The following is a 23,126-nucleotide window of genomic DNA, read 5'->3' as shown; positions in this document are numbered from 1 at the left end:
TCCTATGCGTCTTGAAATCATCATCGACAGAAAACATCAGATCCCGACCTCGACCATGGAGGCGCTGCGTCAGGAGCTGCTCAAGCAGCTTGGCGAAAAATTCCCCGACATCCATGTGCGGGTCGCGCCGGGCAGTGCCATGGCCCTGACCGTCAGCCGTGCCAGCAAGGAAGATAAAGAGCTGGCCGAAGCCATGGTGCAGGAGGTGTGGGAGAACGCCGAGAGCTGGATGCCGGAAGAGAATGTCGCCTCTTGATCCCGCACTGTCAGTGGATAACTCGGGCGTTGGATAAATGGGTCGCTGATAAACGGGCATGCCCGCGAATGATCCGCCGATCCTCGGACAACAAAAACGCAGCCAGGTGGCTGCGTTTTTTGTTGGTGGTGAGAGGTTCGCGGTGGCTTGTCTGGCTCTGGGTTGAGCCATGCCCGTTACAACCCCGCCCAGCTTTTCAGGCTCTGCTGCTGCACCCGGCGGTTGGCTTCGCGGATCTCCCCTTTGGCGCGCAGGTCGGCCAGCGCAATGGGCAGTGCGGTGCGGATCTCGTCACTGCTCATTCCGGCTTTGAGGGCCGGGTGATAGGCCATCTTGAGCAGCACATAGTCGAGGCCAGTCAAAAAGCTGTCGATGCTGTTGTCATTGAAGATGGAGGGAAACACCTTGTCCGAGTCGTTGGGCAGCCCCATCACCTGGGTGAACTCCTCCACCACGCAGTCGAGAAAGCGTCCCTTGGCCCGGCTGTAGTCTACCGGAATGATGATGGTGGCACGGCTGATCTCGTGTTTTGCATTGGTTGCGAAGTTGGCAAGGCAGAGCCCCTCCTTGAGCGCCATCTTGACTGATGGATCCCCCCCCATGGTGCGGTTGGCCCAGCTCTTCATCTTGCTGTAGTCGGTCATGATCAGGGTGAGGTTGGGCTTTGCGGCCACCATGCTGATGGAGTGGCCGGTGATGCGGGCCAGATGGGCTGCCTGTACCTTCACCACGTCGGCCTGCAGCGGCTTGTCACCCGATTCGTTGATAAGTTGCAGCCGGATCGGCTGCTGCCAGCGGGCAAAACGGGTCTGCCTGGCTTGGCCATACTCCCGCTCCATGGCGATGGCCATAAAGCTCTCGACCAGATAGCTGTCGCTCTGCCAGCGCTCATCGGCACGGGCGCTGTGGCCCGCGAGCAGAAGCAGCAGCGCCAGCAGCCCACGTGACGCGCGGCGGGGATGGGCAGCGCGGCCCAAGCTGGCCATTACCAAAGTGGCAATAAAGCGCGTGGCACCAAAGGGGGTTGCGGCAAATGACATGTTTCCTCCCTGAAACGGTTGTCTACCTAGCGGTTGGCCTTGTCGATATCACGCCAGGTGAGCCAGAGCCTGAGATCAAACTCCAGTTGATGATAGTCCGGCTCCATATGCTGGCAGAGCTGGTAGAAGCTCTTGTTGTGATCCTTCTCTTTGATATGGGCCAGCTCGTGCACCACGATCATTTTCAGAAACGGGGGGGGCGCCTCCTTGAACAGGGCGGCGATGCGGATCTCGTTCTTGGCCTTGAGCTTGCTGCCCTGCACCCGGCTGACGTAGGTGTGCAGACCGAGGGCATCCTTGATCACGTTGATCTTGCCATCGAACACCACCTTTGACAGGGGCGCCGAGCTCTTGAGGTAGCGGTTCTTCAGCTCCATGGTGTAGGCGAGCAACGCCTTGTCGCTCTGGATCTGGTGGCTCTCCGGATAGCGTTTGGCCAGCATCTCCCCCAGCTTGCCCGCCGCAATCAGCTGCTGTACCTGTGCCTTGAGGGGGTCTGGATAGCCGCCCAGATAAGTCAGTTCCGCCATGGTGTCACTCGTTACATCAAAAAGAGCGTCATTGTAGTTATCTCGGGCGGGCTTGCCTACTGCGGGCCGCTGCTGCAAGGGGCTTTGGCGCAAGAAAAAGGGCGGCCATTGCAACAATGGCCGCCCTGCGGGGCGTATTGACGATCAGCGTCGGCGATAGAGACCCGGATCCACCTCTTCGTAGTGGCTGGTCAGGTATTGATAGAAGGCAAGATGGGAAGGGGAGCTGGGTTTTTTAAGCTCTTCGCTCACCCGATCCGGCTTGGCGATGACGAACTTCGGATTCTGGCGCTGGATATCGGCCAGCACCCGCTCGCGCACGTCATAGGGCGGATTGACGTTGGCAAAGAAGAGGTAGGCGGACGCTGGCTGGCGATCGGTCCAGAGATAATATTGCGGCTGGATGCCATCGACCCAGATCTTGTCGCTCGGGACTGTCTCGGCCTTGATGCGCTCGACCCGTACCTGCGCCGCCGGATTGAAGGGGCGACCCTTGAGGGTCCCCTCCCAGGCGTTGTTGATCATCAGCAGCAGCATGGCCAGTGTCGCCAGCCAGGGGGTGGCACTGCGCACATCCCAGGCGCGCCAGAGGGGGATGAGGATCAGCACCGGCAGCGCCCACAGCAGGCTGGTGCCGAGCACCTCGTTGACCCGCTCGAGGGACCACTCCTTGGTGCTCCAGCCAAAGGCGAGCTGCTGGGCCAGCAGCCAGCTGGCGGTGAGTACCACCAGCGAGATGCAGAGCAGGCCGATGGCATCAGCCTGCTGTTCGCTGCGATCCAGCAATACCGCCAGCGGCAGCACCGCCAGTTGCAGATAGAGCACGTCGTAGTGATCGAACACATGGCCGGAGACCGAGTTGGCGATCAGGGTAAACAGCACCCCAAACAGGGTCGCCAGCAGGGCGGGCAGATACCACTCCTGACGGCGGCTCAGCATCAGAATGATGAAGGCGGGCAGCAGCATCACAAGGCCGGTGCGCAGCAGGCCGACGGCGCCCACCATGGGAGAGAAGCCGTTGCCGTAGCTCCCTTCGAAGAAGATGTCGAAGGCGTAGTATTTGAAGGCTGCCAGCAGATCATGCTGCTGGAAGTAGGCGTAAAGCGGGCCGCCAATCAGCGCCAGTCCCAGCAGGCTGGAGATGAGCAGCAAGATGGCGTCACGCCACTTCTCATGCAGACACCAGTGGCAGAACAGCACCAGATACCAGGCCCCCCAGAAGGCGCCGTTGTTGGTGCGCATCCAGGCGACGATGGCGAAGGTGAGGGCCGCCACCAGCGCCGGCCACCAGCGAAATCCCTTGTCCAGCAGCAGGGTAATGAAGGCCCACTGGGCGATGAGGGCGAGGTGGAAGGTCCAGTCCTCGGTCATGTTGCCGTAGTAGTAACGGGTGCCGTAGAGAGCCAGCACCGCCAGCATGGCGCCGAGGCGTGCCTTGAACGAGAGTCCCAGTTGGGCAAAGGCCTGCCAGCTGGCCAGCAGTCCGAGCCAGCAGAGCACCCACTCCAGCGCCCAGACCCCGACAAAACCCCCCATTCCATAGCCCAGCGCGTCGAGGGCGAAGATCATCGGCCCCTTGATGTCGATCATGTCGCGATAGAGTACGCCCCCTTCGCTCCACATCTTGCCCATCACCGCGAACAGAGAGGCATCAAAGCCCGGCGCCATGGCGTGGAAGAGCGGATTGCGCAGACAGAAGAGCAGCGCCAGCAGGGCGGTCAGCAGCACGATGGCTGGCTTGATACCCGGGTTGACGCGAGGGGGAGTGAAACGGATGGAGTGATTCATGAAGTCGCCTGTTCCTGCAGCTGGTCTTGAAAGCGGGCCTATCTTGCCGAGCTAGTGAGTGCGATGCAATGGGGCAGGCCCGTGTGGGGCAAATATTCTCGAAAAAGCCCGGTTCTTGCAGGGAACCGGGCGCTGGCTGCGGCAATATTGGCCGTCAGGGGGATGTGGCAAAGCCATTCCCCCTCTGCATCAATGGATGTACTCAAGCAGGGGCGGCTGCGCTTCCAGTGTCGGCAGGTGACGGGCCCAGCGGATAAAGGCGTCGGCCAGGGTGATGCCGAGCTCCTGATTGTGCTGGGTCAGGGTCCGCGCCAGTGCGGTGTAGCCCTCCTTGCCGGAGGCGGTATAGGCGCTCGACACTCCGCGATAGACCTGTTCGGCATTGACCGCTTGCCACTGGCCGGGGGCGGCTTCCCACTCCAGTCGGGTGATGCGCTGGCCCTTGGGCCGATCGGCCTGATAGGTGAATCGCACCCCCGCGGTGTAGGGGAAGCTGCCATTGCCATTGCCGACCACGCCGTTGTTGGTGGCGTTGTCGATGGCATTCTCCAGCGCCTCCGCCAACTCGTGACCGTGCACCCGATAGAGGGTGAGGGGAATGGCAAACGGCAGCAGGCGACCGGCGATATCCGCTTCGCTCAGGGGGCCCGGCTCCAGCGAGCAGCGCACGCCGCCAGCATTGTGCAGGGCAAAGTCCACCTCGCCTACCTGTTCACGGGCGGCGGTCAGCATGGCGCGGGCCACCAGCGGGGCGAGCTGGCTGCCGTGGGGCAGGGTGGCATCCGGCAGCCGCTGATGGGGCAACGGCGCCGCCAGTCGGGTGACGATGCGCTGGCTCATGGTTTCTATCTCAGGCCGATAGCGTTTGGCCAGATGTAGTTCCAGTTGTGGATCCGGCTCGCAGAAGGTGAGCCCGGCAGGTGGCGTGGAGGCGTACGGCCAGGGCTGCCAGGGGAGCCACTCCAGCTGCCCCTGACTCTGCACGACGCGGCCCGCCTCATCGAAGGTGAGCTCGCAGACACCGAGGCAGAGGGCGCTGTGGCCAGCATGCAAAATAGCCACCCCGTTGTTCATCAGCGGATAACTGCCTTCGCTTGGCAGACCCAGCGGCGCGAGATCGCCTAGCAGGCTGTGGGTGTGGCCGCCAATGATGAGGCTGAGCTCGGGGAAGCGCTCGGCCAGCAGCTTGTCCTGATCCAGCCCGAGGTGGCTCAGCAGCACAATATGGTGGATCCCTTCGCGCTTGATCTCCCGCAGCACCCGGGTGAGGGTCTCGGCGACCGCGTGGAAACGGGTGTGGGGATCCGGGTTGGCGATGGCAGCCATCTGGGCGAGGGTGATGCCGAGCAGCGCAAAGGGAACCCCGTCGATCACCCGACGATGCCAGGGCTGATGGGCGTCGTAGAGGTGGGGAATATCCCACAACCCAAGCGGCGTGTCAGCTGGCTCCTGACTGTTGTCCAGATTGGCGGCCAGCACCGGAAAATCGAGCTGGCGCAAGAACTCCACCAGCGGGCCGTTGCCCAGATCGAACTCGTGGTTGCCGAGCACCATGGCATCGGGGGCGAGCATGGCGAGCAGGTCGGCGTTGGCGCGCCCTTTGAAGCGGTTGAAATAGAGAGAGCCCTGAAAGGAGTCGCCACCGTGCAGAAACAGAAAACGCTGGCCAGCTGCTGCGGCTTGGGCACGCAGTTGGGTCAGTCGGGTCAGGATCCGGGCATAACCGCCGCACTGGGTGCGCCACTGGCCTTCACCGACAGGGGAGAAGCTCATGGGCGCGCCATCGAAGTGGGAGTGGCAATCACTGAAATGGGCAAGTTGAACCGTAATACTCATCTCGGTCCTCCTTAGGGGGAAAATGAGCACCGAGTCTACTGCAAAGGGGGGGGAGGATACCAGCCCGGCAGGGTGCCGGGCTGGTCAGCGATCAGGCGGGTACCATGATCTGGGTGGCGACGATCACCACCAGCAGGCCGACGGCGACCGGCATACTGGTGCGCTTGACCACCTCGAACGGCGAGAGCTTGCCCATCCCGGCACAGGCGACCACCACCCCGGAGACCGGAGAAATGGTGCGACCCAGGTTGGAGGCTTGCAGCATGGGAATCACCAGATAGGCCGGGTTGATGCCAAGGCTGCTGGCCAGGTTGGGGATCAGCTCCACGAAGGCGTAGAAGGGGGCATTGCCCGAGCCGGTGGTGAAGGCGGCCAGGGTGGTTATCACCACCAGTGACAGCATCATGATCAGGCCGCCGGAGCCGAGATCCTGCGCGTGAGCCAGCAGGGTGTCGATAAAGCCGATGGTCATCAGACCCTGGGCGAAGACACCGGCACCGACCAGCAGCATGACCACACCGGCAAAGGCGTCAGCCATGTTGCGCCAGCAGACCTGCAGACCGTCCAGCAGCTCCTTGCCATTGCGGATCCGCACCAGCTCCAGCAGGCTGGCCAGCACCATGCACATGACGATGATGGTGACGATATCCAGCTGAGGACCCCATTTGCCGTCAAACACCAGCACCCCGATGATGGGGGTAAAGGGGAGGATGGCGTAGAAAGCGGGGGCAGTCGTCACCAGGTCACCCGGGGCGACCGGTTCGTTGTGCTCACCGGATTTCTGGTCAAGATAACGCTGCCAGAAGAAATGGGTCACCGCCATGCAGGCGATCGCCACCAGCGAGATGGGCAGGGTCAGCTTGAAGGCAAAATCCAGCAGCGGCATGTTGGCGGCCTGAGCGGCCATCACCACGTCCCCTGAGGTCGGTGCCAGAATGATGGCGGCTGGCGAGGCGCACACGGCCGCCGCCGCGCCACGGGAGATCCCCATGTTGACCATTAGCGGGAACAGGGTTGCCATCAACAGCACGCCGAGGCCGGTGGCGGAGCTCACCGCCAGCGACATGGCGCAGGCCACCAGATAGGCAGCCACCAGCAGGATATAGGGGGACTTGATGATGCCGAGCGGTTTGCTGGCCAGCTTGACCAGAATGGTGTTGGCGCCGATATGGCTCATGTAGCCGGCGAAGCCGCACAGCACCATGATCAGCATCCCCAGTCCACCGCCACGGTCATTGAGCAGGAAGCGGACGTATTCGAAGATATCGGTTGCGATATAACCGGTGCTGACCACCTTGCTCGGCAGTACCGGCTTGCCCATCATGGCGGTGATGACCAGCAGCAGCAAGCCGCCGCTCAGCAGCACCCCGGTCGCGGAGTATCCTTTGAAAATGGCACGGCCCACCACCAGGGTGACCAGGGTGCCAACGATGAGTTCCAGCATATGTTGCCTTCTGATTGGATGAGAGTGGAGGGAGTCTATTCCGATAGGGGTAGAGTGGCGACTGGAAACAGGATGTTGTGTGAGCTAAATCAACGTTTAACCCCATGAACAGAATTAAAGAAAGGTAAAGGTACTTTACCCAGCGGGTTTGGCTACCTACCCTTGCCAGCCTTGGTTGTCTTTTGAGGCTTTTATATGGTGGCTGGTGATTTTTCAGGCATTAAACGCTCTATTTTCCTGCTTGCGATGCTATTTTCACCTACTTGCGTGTTTGCAGTAACCAATGACGGTTTTCATCAAACAGGTCCTCATCAGGCGGTCGCTATGCGGCGTCTCATGGCTCCTCACTCTTACGGCGTACTGGTGGTTGCCGAGGGGAACAAACCCCGTTTTGCCGCGCTGGCATCCAAAACCACGGAAGCAAACTGCCTGGCCCGTCATGCCATCCGGGTAGATGGGGTTGCGCTGCTGGTCACCCCGAGATTCTATGCCAAAGAGGGAAAACGGGGACTTTGCGAGCTGTGGCTCAATGAGGGGGCAGATCAGGACTTTTTTGCCAACCGTCTTAAAAATGATCATTTTATTCAGATAGATGGTCATGACATCAATGTGAAAAACTATCACCTCGACTGGCAGCGCATCAGCCGTCATGCTCAATAAAAATACAGTTTTGGCCTTGTGCCATACTCTGCTCACGCAACCTGTGAGCGTGCTCTGATTTCTGGGCGCATCATTGTATTGCGCCGCCTCGTCGTCACACATAGGCTATACCCGTCATCTGTGTGGCGGTGGGGTTAACCAAGGTTGGTACTCCGCCCGTGCAATCAAGGAAGGTAGTCTGGCATGGTCAGCAAGGTTTATGGAGTAGTGGGGGTCGGGTTGTTGCTGTTGCCCCTGATGAGTCAGGCTCAGCTGAGCCGGCCACAAGTGGTGCCAGAGTCCCGCATCAATGTCCGTTTTTATGAGGTCAATGCAACCAGTCCGGAGCAGCTTGCCCGGGCGATTGCCCAGAGTGCTCCCAAGGTGAATGGCAAGCCCGTACTCGGCAAGGCGAGTTATCAGGTGGACTGGCAGCTGGATACCGAGCAGTTGCCGGGGCGCTGCCAGCTCAACCGGGTGACGGTGACCACCAACGCCACTGTGTTGCTGCCCCGCTGGCGTCAGAGCGCGAACAGTAACGATCCTGCCCGCCAGCGCTGGGGGCGGCTGCTCTCCAGCATGTTTGACTACGAATCCCGCTTCAAGGAGATGGTGCTGCAAGGGGCCAATCAGGTGGGTGGCGCGATTGCGGGATTACCCGGTCATGCAGATTGTCAGGTGCTGCGCTATGCCGCGTGGGCTGCAGGTAGTGGCGAGCTGAGCAAGGTCAAGGGACGGCTCGATGGATTCCAGCGTCAGACAGGTTACGGCGAACAGCTCGGGGTGCACTGGCCCAAGTAAGCGCTATCTCAAGACGCAATGTCCAGCATCGCACGATTTGATAAATAGAATGGCCGCCTGATGGGCGGCCATTCTATTTGCTTGCAGAGTCCGGTTCAGACCAGCGCTTTGCCTTTGAGCAGCTTGCGTACCCAGTAACGGGCAGGGTGGAGCGCTTCCAGCAGATCGGCGGCCAGCGGCAGGGGATCGCCGCAGATCTCGCTGGCGAGCAGCTCACCACAGAGCGGCGCCGAGCAGAGGCCCCGCGAACCGAGCGCCCCCAGCACATAGAGGCCGGGGTGAAGGGGGAGCGGCTGGGCGTTGTGCTGATCATGCTGCAGCTGCGCATAGTGATCCGCCAGACCTTGCAATCTGGCCACTGGCCCCACCACCGGCAGGTGATCCCGACTGGCGCAACGCACCCCTACGCGCGCCTTGTTGCCACTCACATCCACCTCGGCGGGCCAGGTTTGCTCTGGCAGGCAGGCTTGCAACCGCACCTGATTCTGGATTTGCTCCTCGGCACGAAACTCAAGGCTGCTCTGGTTGCGGCCATAACTGGCGCCGATGCAGTGTTGATCGTTGTGCATTGGCGTGAGGTAGCCATCGTAGCAGAGCACGGTCTTGAGCTGACGCAAGCTGGCCGTGGTCGGCACATGGCTCACCTGACCGCGCACCGGATAGAGCGGCAGCTCGGCAAAGGGGAGCTGTGATGGCAGCTTGTGTCCGGCGGCGACCACCAGATTGGGGGCCTGCCAGTGGCGGCCATCCTGGCTCTCTATGTGCCAAGCATCTGTCTGCTCGGCAATGGCAACCACCTCGGTGTTGAACACCACCTCAAGCAGGCCGCTGGCTTGCGCCTCTTTCAGGGCGGCTCGGGTGAGATCGGCCGGACAGAGCCAGCCTCCCAGCGGATAGCTGACGCCGCTGTGGCCGCAGGGCAGGCCAACCACCTGCTCTACCTCTGCTGTAGAGAGGGGATGCATCAGTTCGGACGGGAAGGGGCCCTGACTCATCTTGGCCAGCTTGGCTGCCGATTTGTCGTCATAACCGAGCTGGGTTACCCCGCACAGTGCAAAAGCGATGGGATGACGCTCGGCCAACGCCAGCAGCCGTTGGTGGGCATAGCCAAAAGCGAGCGAATAGAAGCGTGACAGTGCATCGTGCTCGCCGTTAAGCAGCGGATAAAGCGCCCCCTGGCGATTGCCTGAGGCGCCGGTAGCCGGTTCGCCATCTGCGCACAGCAACGTCACCTTGCGACCCCGCTCCACCAGAGAGAGCGCCGTCATGGCCGAGGCGATGCCGCCGCCGATGATCACCACCTCGCCAGCGCGTCCGGCAGGACGGGCATACCAGGGGGCGATGGTCTGCTGCGGCTGCTTGTCGGTGCGATCCCCCACCAGCATCTCCCGCTTGCTACCGTGGCCCTTCACCTTCTTCATGGCAAAACCGGCGGCAATCAGGCCGCGACGGACAAAACCGGCACAGGTAAAGGTGGCGATGGAGCAATCGGGACGGGCGAGGCGAGCGAGACCATCAAACAGATCCTGTGTCCACATCTCCGGGTTCTTGGCCGGGGAGAAACCATCTAGATACCAGGCATCCACCAGACCTTCTGCCCGGTGAGGCACCTGCGGCAGCATATCCTTGATGTCGCCAAACCAGAGATCGAGGCGAATGCGGCCACCCGCAAAATGCAGACGGTGGCAGCCGGAGACCGGCAGCGGCCACTGGGCGACAAGATCCTGACTCAAGTGGCCAAGTTCAGGCCAGGCGGCCAGCGCTTTGCGCAGATCGTCTCGGGTCAGGGGGTATTTCTCGAAACTGATGAAGTGCAGACGGGAGCCGTTGCCGGATTGGGGCGCCTGTTCCAGGAAGGCTTGCATTGTCGCCAGAAAGTTAAGACCTGTGCCGAAACCTGTTTCACCTATCACGAAACTGTCACTATCGTGGTGCGAAAATCGCGCAGGTAGCCGGTTTTGCTGCAAAAAGACGTAGCGGGTTTCACTTAGACCGTTATCATTGGAAAAGTACACATCCCCGAAGTCACTGGAGACAGGAGTTCCCGCTTCATTCCAGTCCAATCGGGCATGATGTAAGGATGTTTGACTCACGTTTTCCTCGGCTCGCGTCACAAAATCGCGGGCATTCTACGTGAAAGCAGACCAGTTTGGCAGCCGAAAGCGGGTAGACTTGGCGCCAGTTTTTCCAGACGAGATGAATTAATGAGAAGAGCAGTGATCACCGGTATCGGCGTCATCTCCAGTATCGGCAACAACAAGGAAGAAGTGCTGGCCTCCCTGAAAGCAGGTAAATCCGGCATCACCTATTCCGAGCAGTTCGAGCAGCACAACCTGCGCAGCCGTGTCTGGGGTAACATCAAACTCGATCCGTCTGAACTGATCGACCGTAAAGTCATGCGTTTCATGGGCGACGCTGCGGCCTACGCCTACCTCTCCATGCAGCAGGCCATTGAAGATGCCGGTCTGGCGGAAGATCAGGTCTCCAACGAGCGTACCGGCCTGGTGGTCGGTTCAGGTGGTGCCTCCGGCAAGAACACCTCGGAATCTGTGGACATCGCCCGCGAGAAAGGGGTCAAGCGTGTGGGCCCTTACATGGTGCCGCGCACTATGTCTTCCACCACCTCTGCTTGCCTCGCGACCCCGTTCCAGATCAAGGGGGTCAACTACTCCATCAGCTCAGCTTGCGCTACCTCTGCGCACTGCATCGGTCACGCGCTTGAGCTGATCCAGCTTGGCAAACAGGATGTGGTCTTCGCCGGCGGTGGTGAAGAGCTGGACTGGTCCTCTACCATCCAGTTTGACGCCATGGGCGCGCTCTCCACCAAGTACAACGACACGCCGGAAAAAGCCTCCCGTACCTATGATGCGAACCGCGACGGTTTCGTTATCTCCGGTGGCGGCGGCATTCTGGTGATCGAAGAGCTGGAACATGCGCTGGCGCGTGGTGCTCACATCTATGCTGAGCTGACTGGCTACGGTGCTACCTCCGATGGCTATGACATGGTCGCGCCGAGCGGTGAAGGCGCGGTGCGTTGCATGAAGATGGCGATGCAGGGGGTGGGCAAGGTTGACTACATCAACACCCACGGCACCTCCACTCCGGTCGGTGATACCAAAGAGCTGGAAGCTATCCAGACGCTGTTTGGCGCCAACGGTCCCAAGATCTCTGCCACCAAGGCGATGACCGGCCATGCGCTGGGCGCTGCGGGCGTGCATGAGGCTGTCTACTCCCTGCTGATGATGGAACACGGCTTTATCGCCCCCAGCATCAACATCGAGACCCTGGACGAGAAGGCTGAAGGTCTGCCCATCGTGCGTGAGTACGAAGCGGCCGAACTCAACACCGTCATGTCCAACAGCTTCGGCTTTGGCGGTACCAACGCTTCTCTGGTGTTCAGCAAGTTCAAAGCTTGATCATCCGGTTGATATGAAAAAAGCGCCTCAGGGCGCTTTTTTTGTCTTCGGGATCTGCCATCACTCATTGCAGAGCAGAGCAGAGCAGAGCAGAGCAGAGCATCGGCCATTGTGGAATAGGAAGAGTGGGTTAGTGGCAGATTTCAGCGCAGATGGTGGGGGGAGGTGACGCCACACCAATGAACCTGATCTACATCTCTCTAGCGGGGCAGATAGCAAGAAGGGAGCCTGAGGCTCCCTTCTTTGTTAGCGGTAATGTGATGGCTGTTGGCTAGAACCAGAAGCCGATTATAAAGGAGCCCGCCAGGGTCAGCATCACGTTGGCCACCGCATAGGTACCGGCATAACCGAGCGCCGGAATGGAGCTGTTGGCTGCCTCGTTGACCACATCCATCGCCGGGGCACAAGTACGGGCACCTGTGATGGCACCGAGCAGCAGCGCCGGGTTCATCTTGAGCACCCAGACCCCGAACAGATAGCCAACCAGCACCGGCAAGGTGGTCACCAGCATGCCGGAGAAGAGCACTACCGTACCCACCTCGCTGAGGTGGTCGAGGATGCCGCCACCGGCTTTCAGGCCCGTGCTCACCATAAAGACCGCCAGACCGAGATCCTTGGCCAATCTGAGCGCACCGGGCGGCACATAGCCGACCGTCGGGTGGTTGGCCCGCAGGTAACCCATCAGAATACCCGCCAGCAGTAGGCCGACGGCGTTGCCGAGACCGAATTCGATCTGACCGAACACCAGCGAAACGGAGCCGATCAGCAGTCCCAACACAAAGAAGGTGGTGAAGGCCACCAGATCCGTGGTCTGACTGTGAATGCTGATAAAGCCGATCTTGTTGGCCAGCAGTTTGACCCGCTGCTTCTCGCCGCTGATCTGCAGCACGTCGCCTTTTTGCAGCATGATGTTGCGATCGAACGGCATCTCGATCTGGGAGCGCACTACCCGGTTGAGGAAGCACCCTTTCTCGGTGAGGTTGAGCTCCACCAGATGGCGGCCTACCACGGAGTCATTCTTTACCACTATCTCTTCGGTGACGATCTGCAGGTCGAGCAGGTTGCGGTCAAACACCTCTTTACCGTTGCGATAGTTGACGTCCAGCTTCTCGTGGCTCTCGGGATAGCCCACCAGGGCGATCTCGTCCCCTTCCTGAATAACGGCATCACCATCGGGACTGGCCAGAATGCCGTTGCGGCGGATCCGCTCTACATAGCAACCGGTATGGGGATAGATGCCGGTCTCTCGCAGGGTACGACCACCTATCCATGCCGCCAGCTCAGGGCCCACCCGATAGGCGCGGATGATGGGCAGATAGGTCTTGCGACTATCGCTATCGGAGAGACCCCGCTCACGGGCGATTTTTTGCGCCTCGGTATTGAGGTCGAGGCCTGCCAGCGAGGGGAGGTAGCGCACCACCAGCATCAGACCCACCAGACCCACCAGATAGGTCAGGGCATAGCCGATGCCCATGTTGTCTAGCACCGCCTGCATATCGGTCTGATGGGGCAGGTTGAGCAGACCGCTGCGCAAGGCATCCTGGGCACCCACCAGCGCCGGGGTCGAGGTGAGGGAACCCGCCAGGATCCCCGCCGCCATGCCCGGCCCCAGATTGAAGAACTTGGCCAGCCCCACCGTCAGCAGCAGGGCGGTCAGCAAGATCACCAGGGTCAGGGTGATGTAGTGGATGCCGTCGCGCAGGAAGACGCTGAAGAAGTGAGGGCCCGCCTCGATCCCCACACAGAAGATGAACAGCATAAAGCCTACGTTTTCAGTGGTGGCTGCAAATTCGAAGCCCATCTGGCCGAACAGCAGGGCGGTAAACAGCACACCTATGGTGTTGCCAATCTGAAAGTTGCCAATTCGCACCTTGCCCAGCAGCAGGCCGAAGGCCAATACCACGAACAGCAGCAGGGAGTCGCTTTGATGTAGCAGTGTCACGAAATCTATGGTCATGCCCGGAAAAACCGAGGAAAAAAGTGGGGTCGATATTGTGCCGGATCTATCCCCAATAAAGAAGCGCGAGGGAGCGATTAATCGGACGTTATCGGACGCTATTTGTGGAACCGGCGGCGTGATAGGGAGACAAGCGGATGAAATCTGGCAATTTTTGCTGTAACCGTCGTTGTCAATTAGTGAAATCTGCTGCCCGCGACCGAAGTGCTCTGGCGCAGGCCGATATTTTAGATTCTGCTGTCCGGCCGCTTGGCGGGGATCAGTTTCAGCAGATTCAACCGATGGCCGCCATGGTTGGCTGAGGGTCAAATCAGCTTGATATTTGCCCGTTCGCCCACAGGGAAAGGGTTGGCAAAAAGATACCTCTGAAAAGTGCCAATAGAGCCTGTCACCCCGCTGTTCCTGAGGGGGCAAAAAAACAGCATAAAATCAGGTTGGCCAGCAAAATGACTCTTCGCCGGGGGCCATCAAGGGCAATCCCGCGTCCTGACAGGGCTTGCTGCACTTACCCACAGAATCTGTGGATAACCCTGTTTATGAAACTTGTTCATCGCCCTGAAAGCCGCGCCAGTACTGGGATGCAAGGGCTGTTCAAAAAATACCGGAAGAAAAATGTTTGTATAAAAATCAAATAGTTAGGTGCAACAGGAGAAAACTCTGTCGAGCCGGAACGGGTAACAAAAGGGAGCGTCAGCAGCAAGAAGGATCTTGTGCATTAAAATTGGCAGGAGAGGGCACTAAAGTGGATAACTTGCACCGAGATGGTGAGGAATTGGCTCCCCCGACTGGACTTGAACCAGTGACATACGGATTAACAGTCCGCCGTTCTACCGACTGAACTACGGGGGAACATCAGGCAAGGAGGAGCATCATACAGAAGGTGTCCTGGGTGGTCAAGCCATTCGCGGTATGATGGCACGGGTGTACCGCTGCCAAACCCTCGGTTACACTGCTCCTCTGCTGTTTTGTGTCGGGAGTGTTCATGAGCAAATTGTTCAAGTTAGCCAGCCAGTTTCAACCCGCCGGGGATCAGCCCACGGCGATTGCCCAACTGCTGGATGGCATCGAGTCAGGGCTGGCCCATCAGACCCTGCTCGGGGTGACCGGTTCGGGCAAGACCTTCACCATGGCCAACGTTATCGCCACCCTGAACCGCCCGACCATGATCCTGGCTCCCAACAAGACCCTGGCCGCCCAGCTCTATGGCGAGATGAAGGAGTTCTTCCCCGACAACGCGGTGGAGTATTTCGTCTCCTACTACGACTACTACCAGCCCGAAGCCTATGTGCCGACCACCGACACCTTTATAGAGAAGGATGCCTCGATCAACGATCACATTGAGCAGATGCGATTGTCGGCCACCAAGGCGCTGCTGGAGCGGCGCGACGTGGTGATCGTTGCTTCGGTGTCAGCCATCTATGGTTTGGGGGATCCCCAAGCTTATCTGAGCATGATGCTGCATCTCAAAGTGGGGGATGTGATCAACCAGCGGGATATCCTGCGTCGCCTCGCCGAGCTGCAGTACACCCGCAACGACATGGCGTTCCAGCGCGGTACTTTCCGGGTGCGCGGTGAAGTCATCGACATCTACCCTGCCGAATCGGACAAGCTGGCCCTGCGGGTAGAGCTGTTTGATGAGGAGGTGGAGCGCCTCTCCCAGTTCGATCCTCTGACCGGCGCCATCGAGCAGACGGTAGTGCGCTACACCATCTACCCCAAGACCCACTACGCCACCCCGCGTGAGACCATTCTGGGGGCTATCGAGCATATCAAGGAGGAGCTGCGCAGCCGCCGCGAGCAGCTGTTGTCCCTCAACAAGCTGGTTGAAGAGCAGCGCATCAGCCAGCGCACCCAGTTCGACATGGAGATGATGCAGGAGCTGGGTTACTGCTCCGGCATCGAGAACTACAGCCGCTACCTCTCCGGCCGTGCGCCGGGGGAGCCGCCGCCCACCCTGTTTGACTACCTGCCGGGGGATGGCCTGCTCATCATCGATGAGTCCCACGTTACGGTGCCGCAGATCGGCGCCATGTTCAAAGGGGACCGCTCCCGCAAGGAGACCCTGGTGGAGTACGGCTTCCGGCTCCCCTCGGCGCTGGACAACCGGCCACTCAAGTTCGACGAATTTGAAGCGCTGATGCCGCAGACGGTGTTTGTCTCGGCGACTCCGGGCCCCTACGAGCAGGAGAAGTCCGGCGGCGATGTGGTGCAGCAGGTGGTGCGCCCAACCGGCCTGCTAGATCCGGAGATCGAGGTGCGTCCGGTGACCACTCAGGTGGACGATCTCCTCTCCGAGATCCGCAAGCGGGTCGCCGTCGAGGAGCGGGTGCTGGTTACTACCCTGACCAAGCGGATGGCGGAAGACTTGACCGAGTATTTGGCGGAGCATGACGTCAAGGTGCGCTACCTCCACTCCGATATCGATACGGTCGAACGGGTGGAGATCATCCGCGATCTGCGCCTTGGCAAGTTCGATGTGCTGGTGGGCATCAACCTGCTGCGGGAAGGTCTCGACATGCCGGAGGTGTCGCTGGTGGCGATTCTGGATGCGGATAAAGAGGGCTTCCTGCGCTCGACCCGCTCGCTGATCCAGACCATCGGCCGGGCGGCGCGTAACCTCAACGGCAAGGTCATTCTCTACGGCGATACCATCACCAACTCGATGAAGGTAGCCATTGAGGAGACCGAGCGGCGCCGCGCCTTGCAGCATGCCCATAACCTCAAGCATGGCATCACCCCCAAAGGGCTCAACAAATCCATTGGCGATGTGATGGACATGGGCGGCAGCCGCACTGCAGGCAAACCAGGCAAGGGAATGCGCAAGGCGGCCGAGCCGCAAGGGGAATACCATGTCCGCTCTGCCAGCGAGATTGCCAAAGAGATCAAGCGGATGGAGGAGCAGATGTTCCAACATGCCCGGGATCTGGAGTTCGAACAGGCGGCGGCACTGCGGGATCAGATCCAGCGGCTGCGCAGCGAGTTGATCGAATCATGAGCCGCAAACGCTGGCTGATTTGGCAACGACTTCGTCGTCTCTATCAGGGCTTTCGCCATCCCGGTACCCCCTGGTGGGCGAGGGGGCTGGTGATCCTTATCCTGCTCTATGGCATCAGTCCGGTGGATCTTATCCCTGACGTGGTGCCCTTGCTGGGCTGGTTCGATGATGTGACCCTGCTGCTGGTGTTGCTATGGGGCTGGGAGCGTTGTTTGCCCCCCGCAGTGCGCAGCGATCTGGAACAGGCCTCCTAGTTCACCTTTTCAACAACATACTCGGCTTCTCTCTTTGTGCTCCCACCCTCGAAGGAAGCGGAAAAACGGTTTCATTTGAAGGTGGGCACTGCGGGACAAAAAAGAGGCTGCCCCGGTGATTGTCGCCCGGATGGCATTGGCGTAGACTCCACGCCGTTCACTTTATGGGTATGGAAAAAATGGATCTGATCCTCTTTGCAATCGACTTTATCCTGCACGTTGACGTGCATTTGAAAGAGCTGTTCGAGAACTATGGCGTTTGGGTTTACGCCATCCTGTTTCTCATCATCTTCTGTGAAACCGGGTTGGTAGTGACGCCGTTCCTGCCGGGTGACTCCCTGCTGTTTGCCGCCGGTGCGCTTACCGTGGGCAGCGTGCTGGACGTCCATACCCTGGCGGTCGTGCTGATCATAGCTGCCGTGCTGGGCAACGTGGTCAACTACACCATTGGTCACTTCTTCGGCGAGCAGCTGTTCTGTAACCCTGACTCCAAAATCTTCCGCCGGGATTATCTGGAGAAGACCCACGCCTTCTATGCCAAGCATGGCGGCAAGACCATCATCATCACCCGCTTCCTGCCCATCGTGCGTACCTTTGCGCCGTTCGTGGCAGGGATGGGGGCCATGACCTATCCGCGCTTCCTGGCGTTCAACCTGGTTGGCGGCCTGCTGTGGGTACTCTCCTTCGTTTATGCCGGTCACTTCTTTGGCAATCTGCCGGTGGTGCGTCACAACTTTACCCTGCTGATCTTCGGCATCATTGGTATCTCCCTGTTGCCCATGGTAATTGGCGCGGTCAAGGCCAAGATGGGTACTGCCAGGGCGTAACCAGAAATAGGGTCAACCAGAACGAGAAAGGGGGAGCCATTATGGCTCCCCCTTTTTATCTCCACGTGGTTATCTCCACGTGGGCATGACACTCAGTTGCAGCAGCGTCCTTTCACCAGATTGCCGATGGCCACCACGGTGAAGACCAACAGGTAAGCGGCGAAGATGACAACCAGCCACTGGGGCATGGAGTAACCGAAGAACTGCCAGGTGATCTGGGCACAATCCCCTTCCGGCATAAATAGCCAGGGAAGCCACTGATCGAGCGGAGCCCAGCTCGGGAAGTCGGCAAACGGGCTGCAGACGTTGAACGGGGAGGGGTTGACCTGATAGTCCACATGCTTGAGGGCCAGCTGGAAGCCGCGGAAGGCACTGTAGCCCCACAGCAACATGGCACTCCAGCGAACATACCACTTATCCGGCGCCACCATGCCGAGTAGACCAGCGGCCAGCACACCCAGGGTCGCCAACCGTTCGTAAACACACATCACGCACGGGGAGAGGCCCAGCACATGCTGGAAGAAGAGGGCGCACAACTCGAGGAACAGGGCTGATGCTGCCAACAAGCCCCAGGCCAGCCGATGGGCGGCGATATGGCGGAGAAACTCGATCATCTAATTGATCTCTCAGAAAAAACAGTGGCTGAATTAGAGCAGAGCGGGGCAGAAAAGAAAAGGGCCCTGAAAGGGCCCTCGGAAACCATATCAATGGATTAATGCAGCGCTGGCTGTACCGCTGGCAGCGTACTCTCCATCACCAGCCATCCGTGCTGATAGAACCACTCGGTGGCAGGGCCAAGCAGCAATTCGACAGAGAAAAAGCCGATCAGCCCCAGCACCAATGTGTAGGGCAGCGCCATCCAGACCATGCGGCCATAGGAGAGACGCAGCAGCGGCGCCAATGCAGAAGTGAGCATAAACAGGAAGGCGGCCTGACCATTGGGGGTGGCGACCGACGGCAGGTTGGTACCTGTGTTGATGGCTACCGCCAGCAGATCGAACTGGGCGCGGTCGATGGCACCATTGAGCATGGCCGTCTTCACCTCATTGATGTAGACAGTGCCGACAAAGACGTTGTCACTGACCATGGAGAGCACCCCGTTGGCCAAATAGAAGAGGGCCAGCTGGTTCTCCGGTTTGGCTGCCAGTACCAGCTGGATCACCGGCTTGAACAGCTGCTGATCGATGATGACGGCGACCACGCTGAAGAAGACCGCCAGCAGGGCGGTGAAGGGGAGTGCCTCCTGGAAGGCTTTACCCAGCGAGTGCTCCTCGGTGATCCCGGTCAGGGAGGTGGCCAGCACGATAACCGAGAGGCCAATCAGGCCAACGGCTGCCAGGTGCATGGCCAGGCCGACAATCAGCCAGACCGCAATCAACGCCTGAACGATCAGCTTGGCCTTGTCTTGCGGGCTGCGTTTTGCCTCTTCGTAGCGATTGTACTCCTCCATGATGGCACGCACCGTGTCCGGCAGGCGTGCACCATAGCCAAACCAGCGGAACTGCTCTACCAGCACGCAGGTCAGCAGACCGCAGATAAAGACGGGGACGGTGACGGGTGACATGCGAATGGCAAATTCGGCGAAGTTCCAGCTGGCTTGCTCGCCGATGATGAGGTTTTGCGGCTCGCCCACCAGGGTGCAGACACCACCCAGCGCGGTACCGATGGCGGCATGCATCATCAGGCTGCGCAGGAAGGCGCGAAAATCGTCGAGATCCTGGCGATTGAGCTCGGCGACTTCCTTATCATCGGTATGGTCATGGCTGTGACCAAACTCCTTGCCGGACGAGACCTTGTGATAGATGGCATAGAAACCGGTGGCGACGCTGATCACCACGGCAATCACGGTCAGGGCATCGAGAAAAGCTGACAGGAAGGCGGAGACCAGACAGAAGGAGAGGGAGAGCAGGATCTTGGAGCGTACGCCGATCAGCAGCTTGGTGAAGACATAGAGCAGCAGCTGCTTCATGAAATAGATGCCTGCCACCATGAACACCAGCAACAACAGCACTTCGATATTGGCGACCAGCTCGTGTTTGACCTGATCGGCGGAGGTCATGCCGATCAACACGGCTTCGATCGCGAGCAGACCACCTGGTTGCAGGGGGTAGCATTTGAGGGCCATGGCCAGGGTGAAGATAAACTCAACGACCAGTAACCAGCCCGCAATGAAAGGATCAAGGTGGAAGGCAATCGGATTGATCACCAGAAATAGCAAGATGGCGCTTTTATACCACTGTGGTGCATTGCCCAAGAAGTTCTTGGCGAATGCCTGCCCTAGGCTTATTGGCATGATAATGGGTCTCAACTTTGTTGTTAGGATCTGCTTCTATGCAGTCAAGGATGATTCGACCTGTGCCTCCGGATGTTGGCCTTTATCTGTCTGATTCCTCGTGATTTTAATCAAAAAGCGTGACGATTATAAATGATAGCCGATGGATCTCTGCCCATCTGTCTGTTTTATAACCACCTTGTCGGGGTTGGCTGGCTCCCCTGCGGCGATTAGATACATATTCCCAACACTATATTTGCCATATGTGAGCAGAGGACTGACCTTATGCTTGCCAGCCATCATCGCTTTGATATCATTCGTCAGCCTTTTTACGCATTACAACAGAGTCAATTCATGGTTATAAAAGCGCAGAGCCCAGCTGGGTTTGCCGAGGAATACATCATCGAGTCCATCTGGAACAATCGCTTTCCTCCCGGATCTATTCTGCCCGCCGAGCGTGAATTATCCGAGTTGATCGGGGTGACGCGGACGACCTTGCGGGAAGTGCTGCAGCGACTGGCCCGTGATGGCTGGTTGACCATACAGCATGGCAAGCCGACCAAGGTGAACAATTTCTGGGAAACCTCCGGCCTCAATATTCTGGAGACGTTGGCTCGTCTGGATCAGGACAAGGTACCTGATCTGATAGCTCAGCTGCTCTCCGCCCGTACCCACATCTGCACCATCTTTATCCGCGGGGCGATCCGTCACAATCCGGAACAGGCCGCCGAGATCCTGCGTGGCGCAGATGGGGTCGAGAACAACGCACAGGCTTATGCCGAGTTCGATTATCGCCTGCACCACCAGCTGGCGTTTGCTTCCGGCAATCCGATCTACGCCCTGATCCTGAACGGTTTCAAAGGGTTGTACAGCCGGGTCGGCAGCTACTACTTCTCCGACAAGCAGGCTCGCGAGACCGCAGATGCCTACTACAAGACCCTGCTCAATCTGGCCGAGACCAAGAACCACGAAGCCGTGTTCATGACGGTGCGTCAGTACGGTATCGAGTCCGGCAAGCTGTGGACACGCCTGCGTCAGGACATGCCAAGCGATCTGTGCGACAACTGATCCCTTGCCTGTGCTGTCCAAGAAACGCGCCATCCGGCGCGTTTTTTTATTCTGCCGTGTTTGTGTCTATCCTAGATTGGTGATGGTAATTGCTTGAACTGCATGGATATTTGGCCAATAAGCTTGATCCAGCGCAAATGAACCCTGCATTTATCACTTTGGTGGCATAGGACCCAACCGCTGATTGAGGTCAAATGGAGGCATCAAGAGCGGAGCCAATATCCGCCAGAAGGAACACACCTTTCACCGGATGAAGGACACAACAATGAGTCTTCTTGAACACACCATCTGGACAGTACTGGGATACGGGGCCATGCCCTTTATCTTTCTGAGCGGATTCGTGGCGGTGGCAGTGACCTGTTGCATGCTGCTGAACGCGTTCGGGGTACAGTCCGCCGAGAAGTGAGTCGCTTCTCCATGCCGCCAAATGCCAGTCTTCGGACTGGCATTTGTTTTTTGTGTCTTTTAAAGCACTTATCCCGGCAGGGAAGGGGAAATCTTTGGCCAGGATGGTCGAACCTGCCGCCGATTTTGATTACACTGGCGCCCGTATTTCCCACTCACCCTTCTCTTATCAGGTGTTCAAGGTTTTCTATGGCTCTCAAGGCAACCGTATTCAAGGCCCAGATCAGTTTGTCTGATATGGATCGCAATCTGTATCAGGACTTCTCCCTCACGCTGGCGCGCCACCCCTCCGAAACCGATGAGCGGATGATGATCCGGCTGGCGGCCTTTGCCTGGCACGCTGCCGAGCGACTGGAATTCACCAAGGGATTGAGCGCCGATGATGAACCCGAGCTCTGGTGCAAGAACTACTCGGACGAAATAGAGCTCTGGATCGAGCTGGGCCAACCCGATGAAAAACGGCTCAAAAAAGCCTGCAACCGCGCCCGTCAGGTGGTGCTCTATCTCTACGGTGGTCGTGGTACAGCCGTCTGGTGGAAGCAGAACCAGGGCAAGCTGAGCCAGCATGACAACCTCAGCATCATCGAACTCTCCGACAGCCAGACTCTGCCGCTCACCGCCATGGTCGAGCGCACCATGCAGCTCACCTGCACTATCTCCGATGGTCAGCTCTGGGTCAGTAACGGCGCACTGGAAGTGACGCTGGATCCGGTGGTGCTGATGGGCAAGCCGGCCTGCAAACTGTAACGGATGCCGCCCATGTTCAGCGCCCTGCTCAATATCGTCATTCCGGTGTTCGGTGTGGTCGGGCTCGGCGCCCTCTACGGGCGATTGCGACCGGGGGCTGCGCTCGGTTACGTCAATCGAGCCAATATCGAGCTGTTTACCCCGGCGCTGGTCTTCTCCGCGCTGGTCAAGTATCCGCTGGCACTGGCGGAGCATATGCCGCTGATTGCGGCGGGGGCGCTGGTTATTCTGTTACCCGGCCTGCTGCTCGCGCTGCTCAAACTCAAAGGGATTGAGCGGGCTGCCCTGATCTTGCCCGCCATGTGTAACCTACCACTAAGAATGAAAAACCGGGAGCTGGTGAAAACAAGTGGGAGATGGCGGGACAAACTCAGGAATGGTGGGGCTTGTAGCGTGATACGGTTAAACCAAGCCGTTTGTAGTGGTCAACTAAATCCGGACACTTGGTTAGGCCAAACCTCGGCTTTTGCTGGCGGTATCCCGTCATTGTGGTGATGTGGACGCCGCCAGTTGTAGTAATTCATCAGGTAATAACTGATATCTCGTTTTGCCTCTCGCAAGCTCATGTATCCCATAGCCGGGAGCCACTCTGACTTCAGGCTTCTGAACAACCGTTCCATCGGGGCGTTATCCCAGCAGTTGCCACGCCGACTCATGCTCTGGGTTATGCGATAACGCCACAGTCGTTGCCGAAATGCCCGACTGCCATATTGGCTGCCCTGGTCGGAGTGAAATAGCGCACCGGATGGGCAACCCCGCTGCTGATAGGCCATCTCCAGTGCTTTGATTGCCAATTCTGCATCAGGTTTATCAGACATCGCCCAGCCCACGACCCGCCGGGTGTGCAGGTC

Annotated in this window: 21 protein-coding genes, 1 tRNA gene and 1 pseudogene; 12 read left to right on the top strand and 11 right to left on the bottom strand. The window is 58.9% G+C overall.

From position 1 onward, the window contains the following. Positions 1 to 4 precede the first annotated feature (4 nt). The gene (locus tag AB5Y83_RS09525; RefSeq protein ID WP_005333426.1) at positions 5 to 256 is read left to right on the top strand and encodes a DinI family protein; all 252 of its coding nucleotides are present in this window, start codon (positions 5 to 7) and stop codon (positions 254 to 256) included. 176 nt (positions 257 to 432) lie between these two features. On the opposite strand, the gene AB5Y83_RS09520 is transcribed toward AB5Y83_RS09525, so the two are convergent. From AB5Y83_RS09520 to dcuC, 5 genes are all read right to left on the bottom strand, one after another. Beyond that, a complete protein-coding gene (locus tag AB5Y83_RS09520) occupies positions 433 to 1,296 on the bottom strand; it encodes a DUF2927 domain-containing protein (RefSeq protein WP_368175073.1) in 864 nt (287 codons plus the stop codon). A gap of 26 nt (positions 1,297 to 1,322) precedes the next feature. Then, a complete protein-coding gene (locus tag AB5Y83_RS09515; RefSeq protein ID WP_005333421.1) occupies positions 1,323 to 1,826 on the bottom strand; it encodes a M48 family metallopeptidase in 504 nt (167 codons plus the stop codon). A gap of 144 nt (positions 1,827 to 1,970) precedes the next feature. Further along, positions 1,971 to 3,614 carry a hypothetical protein gene (locus AB5Y83_RS09510; protein WP_368175072.1) on the bottom strand — a complete coding sequence of 548 codons (1,644 nt, stop codon included), beginning with the start codon at positions 3,612 to 3,614 and terminating at the stop codon, positions 1,971 to 1,973. Positions 3,615 to 3,803: 189 nt separating this feature from the next. Beyond that, a complete protein-coding gene (locus AB5Y83_RS09505) occupies positions 3,804 to 5,450 on the bottom strand; it encodes a bifunctional UDP-sugar hydrolase/5'-nucleotidase (protein ID WP_368175071.1) in 1,647 nt (548 codons plus the stop codon). 91 nt (positions 5,451 to 5,541) lie between these two features. Next, on the bottom strand, positions 5,542 to 6,894 hold the full coding sequence (dcuC, locus tag AB5Y83_RS09500; protein ID WP_005336914.1) for an anaerobic C4-dicarboxylate transporter DcuC: 1,353 nt from the start codon (positions 6,892 to 6,894) through the stop codon (positions 5,542 to 5,544). Positions 6,895 to 7,089: 195 nt separating this feature from the next. On the opposite strand from dcuC, the gene AB5Y83_RS09495 reads away from it, so the two are divergent. Both AB5Y83_RS09495 and AB5Y83_RS09490 read left to right on the top strand, forming a co-directional pair. Then, positions 7,090 to 7,554 carry a hypothetical protein gene (locus tag AB5Y83_RS09495; protein WP_368175070.1) on the top strand — a complete coding sequence of 155 codons (465 nt, stop codon included), beginning with the start codon at positions 7,090 to 7,092 and terminating at the stop codon, positions 7,552 to 7,554. Between the two features lie 183 nt (positions 7,555 to 7,737). Next, the gene (locus AB5Y83_RS09490) at positions 7,738 to 8,334 is read left to right on the top strand and encodes a DUF922 domain-containing protein (RefSeq protein ID WP_219296634.1); all 597 of its coding nucleotides are present in this window, start codon (positions 7,738 to 7,740) and stop codon (positions 8,332 to 8,334) included. 95 nt (positions 8,335 to 8,429) lie between these two features. Here the strand turns inward: AB5Y83_RS09490 and mnmC are convergent, their stop codons facing one another. Further along, the gene (mnmC, locus tag AB5Y83_RS09485) at positions 8,430 to 10,448 is read right to left on the bottom strand and encodes a bifunctional tRNA (5-methylaminomethyl-2-thiouridine)(34)-methyltransferase MnmD/FAD-dependent 5-carboxymethylaminomethyl-2-thiouridine(34) oxidoreductase MnmC (RefSeq protein ID WP_368175069.1); all 2,019 of its coding nucleotides are present in this window, start codon (positions 10,446 to 10,448) and stop codon (positions 8,430 to 8,432) included. 90 nt (positions 10,449 to 10,538) lie between these two features. On the opposite strand from mnmC, the gene fabB reads away from it, so the two are divergent. Beyond that, positions 10,539 to 11,750: a beta-ketoacyl-ACP synthase I gene (gene fabB / locus AB5Y83_RS09480; RefSeq protein WP_005336905.1), complete on the top strand. Its 1,212-nt coding sequence runs from the start codon at positions 10,539 to 10,541 to the stop codon at positions 11,748 to 11,750. A gap of 271 nt (positions 11,751 to 12,021) precedes the next feature. Here the strand turns inward: fabB and AB5Y83_RS09475 are convergent, their stop codons facing one another. Further along, positions 12,022 to 13,707, bottom strand: coding sequence for an aspartate:alanine antiporter (locus AB5Y83_RS09475; protein WP_236322259.1), 1,686 nt, complete (start codon positions 13,705 to 13,707; stop codon positions 12,022 to 12,024). A gap of 137 nt (positions 13,708 to 13,844) precedes the next feature. Between AB5Y83_RS09475 and AB5Y83_RS09470 the strand changes: the two genes are divergently transcribed. After that, complete coding sequence (locus AB5Y83_RS09470) at positions 13,845 to 14,009, top strand: hypothetical protein (protein WP_155728475.1); 165 nt, start codon at positions 13,845 to 13,847, stop codon at positions 14,007 to 14,009. Between the two features lie 471 nt (positions 14,010 to 14,480). On the opposite strand, the gene AB5Y83_RS09465 is transcribed toward AB5Y83_RS09470, so the two are convergent. Continuing rightward, positions 14,481 to 14,556: transfer RNA gene (locus tag AB5Y83_RS09465), tRNA-Asn, on the bottom strand. Between the two features lie 133 nt (positions 14,557 to 14,689). On the opposite strand from AB5Y83_RS09465, the gene uvrB reads away from it, so the two are divergent. The 3 genes from uvrB to AB5Y83_RS09450 all read left to right on the top strand — a co-directional run bounded on the left by uvrB (position 14,690) and on the right by AB5Y83_RS09450 (position 17,783). Continuing rightward, a complete protein-coding gene (gene uvrB / locus AB5Y83_RS09460; protein WP_368175068.1) occupies positions 14,690 to 16,702 on the top strand; it encodes an excinuclease ABC subunit UvrB in 2,013 nt (670 codons plus the stop codon). Next, positions 16,699 to 16,956 (top strand): YkvA family protein, encoded by a 258-nt coding sequence (locus AB5Y83_RS09455; protein ID WP_005360976.1) that lies wholly within the window; start codon positions 16,699 to 16,701, stop codon positions 16,954 to 16,956. Before uvrB ends, AB5Y83_RS09455 begins: the two co-directional genes overlap by 4 nt. 179 nt (positions 16,957 to 17,135) lie before the next feature. Then, complete coding sequence (locus AB5Y83_RS09450) at positions 17,136 to 17,783, top strand: DedA family protein (RefSeq protein WP_021231351.1); 648 nt, start codon at positions 17,136 to 17,138, stop codon at positions 17,781 to 17,783. Positions 17,784 to 17,875: 92 nt separating this feature from the next. Here the strand turns inward: AB5Y83_RS09450 and dsbB are convergent, their stop codons facing one another. Together dsbB and nhaB are read right to left on the bottom strand one after the other, a co-directional pair. Continuing rightward, positions 17,876 to 18,397 (bottom strand): disulfide bond formation protein DsbB, encoded by a 522-nt coding sequence (gene dsbB / locus AB5Y83_RS09445; protein WP_120414356.1) that lies wholly within the window; start codon positions 18,395 to 18,397, stop codon positions 17,876 to 17,878. Positions 18,398 to 18,495: 98 nt separating this feature from the next. Then, positions 18,496 to 20,076, bottom strand: coding sequence for a Na(+)/H(+) antiporter NhaB (nhaB, locus tag AB5Y83_RS09440; RefSeq protein WP_120414355.1), 1,581 nt, complete (start codon positions 20,074 to 20,076; stop codon positions 18,496 to 18,498). Between the two features lie 333 nt (positions 20,077 to 20,409). On the opposite strand from nhaB, the gene fadR reads away from it, so the two are divergent. From fadR to AB5Y83_RS09420, 4 genes and pseudogenes are all read left to right on the top strand, one after another. Beyond that, the gene (gene fadR, locus AB5Y83_RS09435; protein WP_026034983.1) at positions 20,410 to 21,123 is read left to right on the top strand and encodes a fatty acid metabolism transcriptional regulator FadR; all 714 of its coding nucleotides are present in this window, start codon (positions 20,410 to 20,412) and stop codon (positions 21,121 to 21,123) included. A 265-nt stretch (positions 21,124 to 21,388) separates the two neighbouring features. Then, entirely contained in the window at positions 21,389 to 21,529 is a 141-nt protein-coding gene (locus tag AB5Y83_RS09430; protein WP_005345965.1) for a TIGR02808 family protein, read from the top strand. A 188-nt stretch (positions 21,530 to 21,717) separates the two neighbouring features. Further along, positions 21,718 to 22,275: a YaeQ family protein gene (locus tag AB5Y83_RS09425; RefSeq protein WP_139401999.1), complete on the top strand. Its 558-nt coding sequence runs from the start codon at positions 21,718 to 21,720 to the stop codon at positions 22,273 to 22,275. A gap of 12 nt (positions 22,276 to 22,287) precedes the next feature. Further along, a pseudogene (locus tag AB5Y83_RS09420) lies at positions 22,288 to 22,578 on the top strand (AEC family transporter); the annotation flags it as partial. A gap of 122 nt (positions 22,579 to 22,700) precedes the next feature. On the opposite strand, the gene AB5Y83_RS09415 reads toward AB5Y83_RS09420, so the two are convergent. Then, the coding region (locus tag AB5Y83_RS09415; RefSeq protein ID WP_368175067.1) for an IS3 family transposase at positions 22,701 to 23,126 on the bottom strand (426 nt) is incomplete at its 5' end.

The sequence above is a fragment of the Aeromonas sp. R5-4 genome (assembly GCF_040908215.1).
GTDB classification, from domain to species: Bacteria; Pseudomonadota; Gammaproteobacteria; order Enterobacterales; family Aeromonadaceae; genus Aeromonas; species Aeromonas veronii.
Note: the sequence above shows the minus strand (reverse complement) of the source record. Positions and strands in the feature narration are given on the sequence as shown.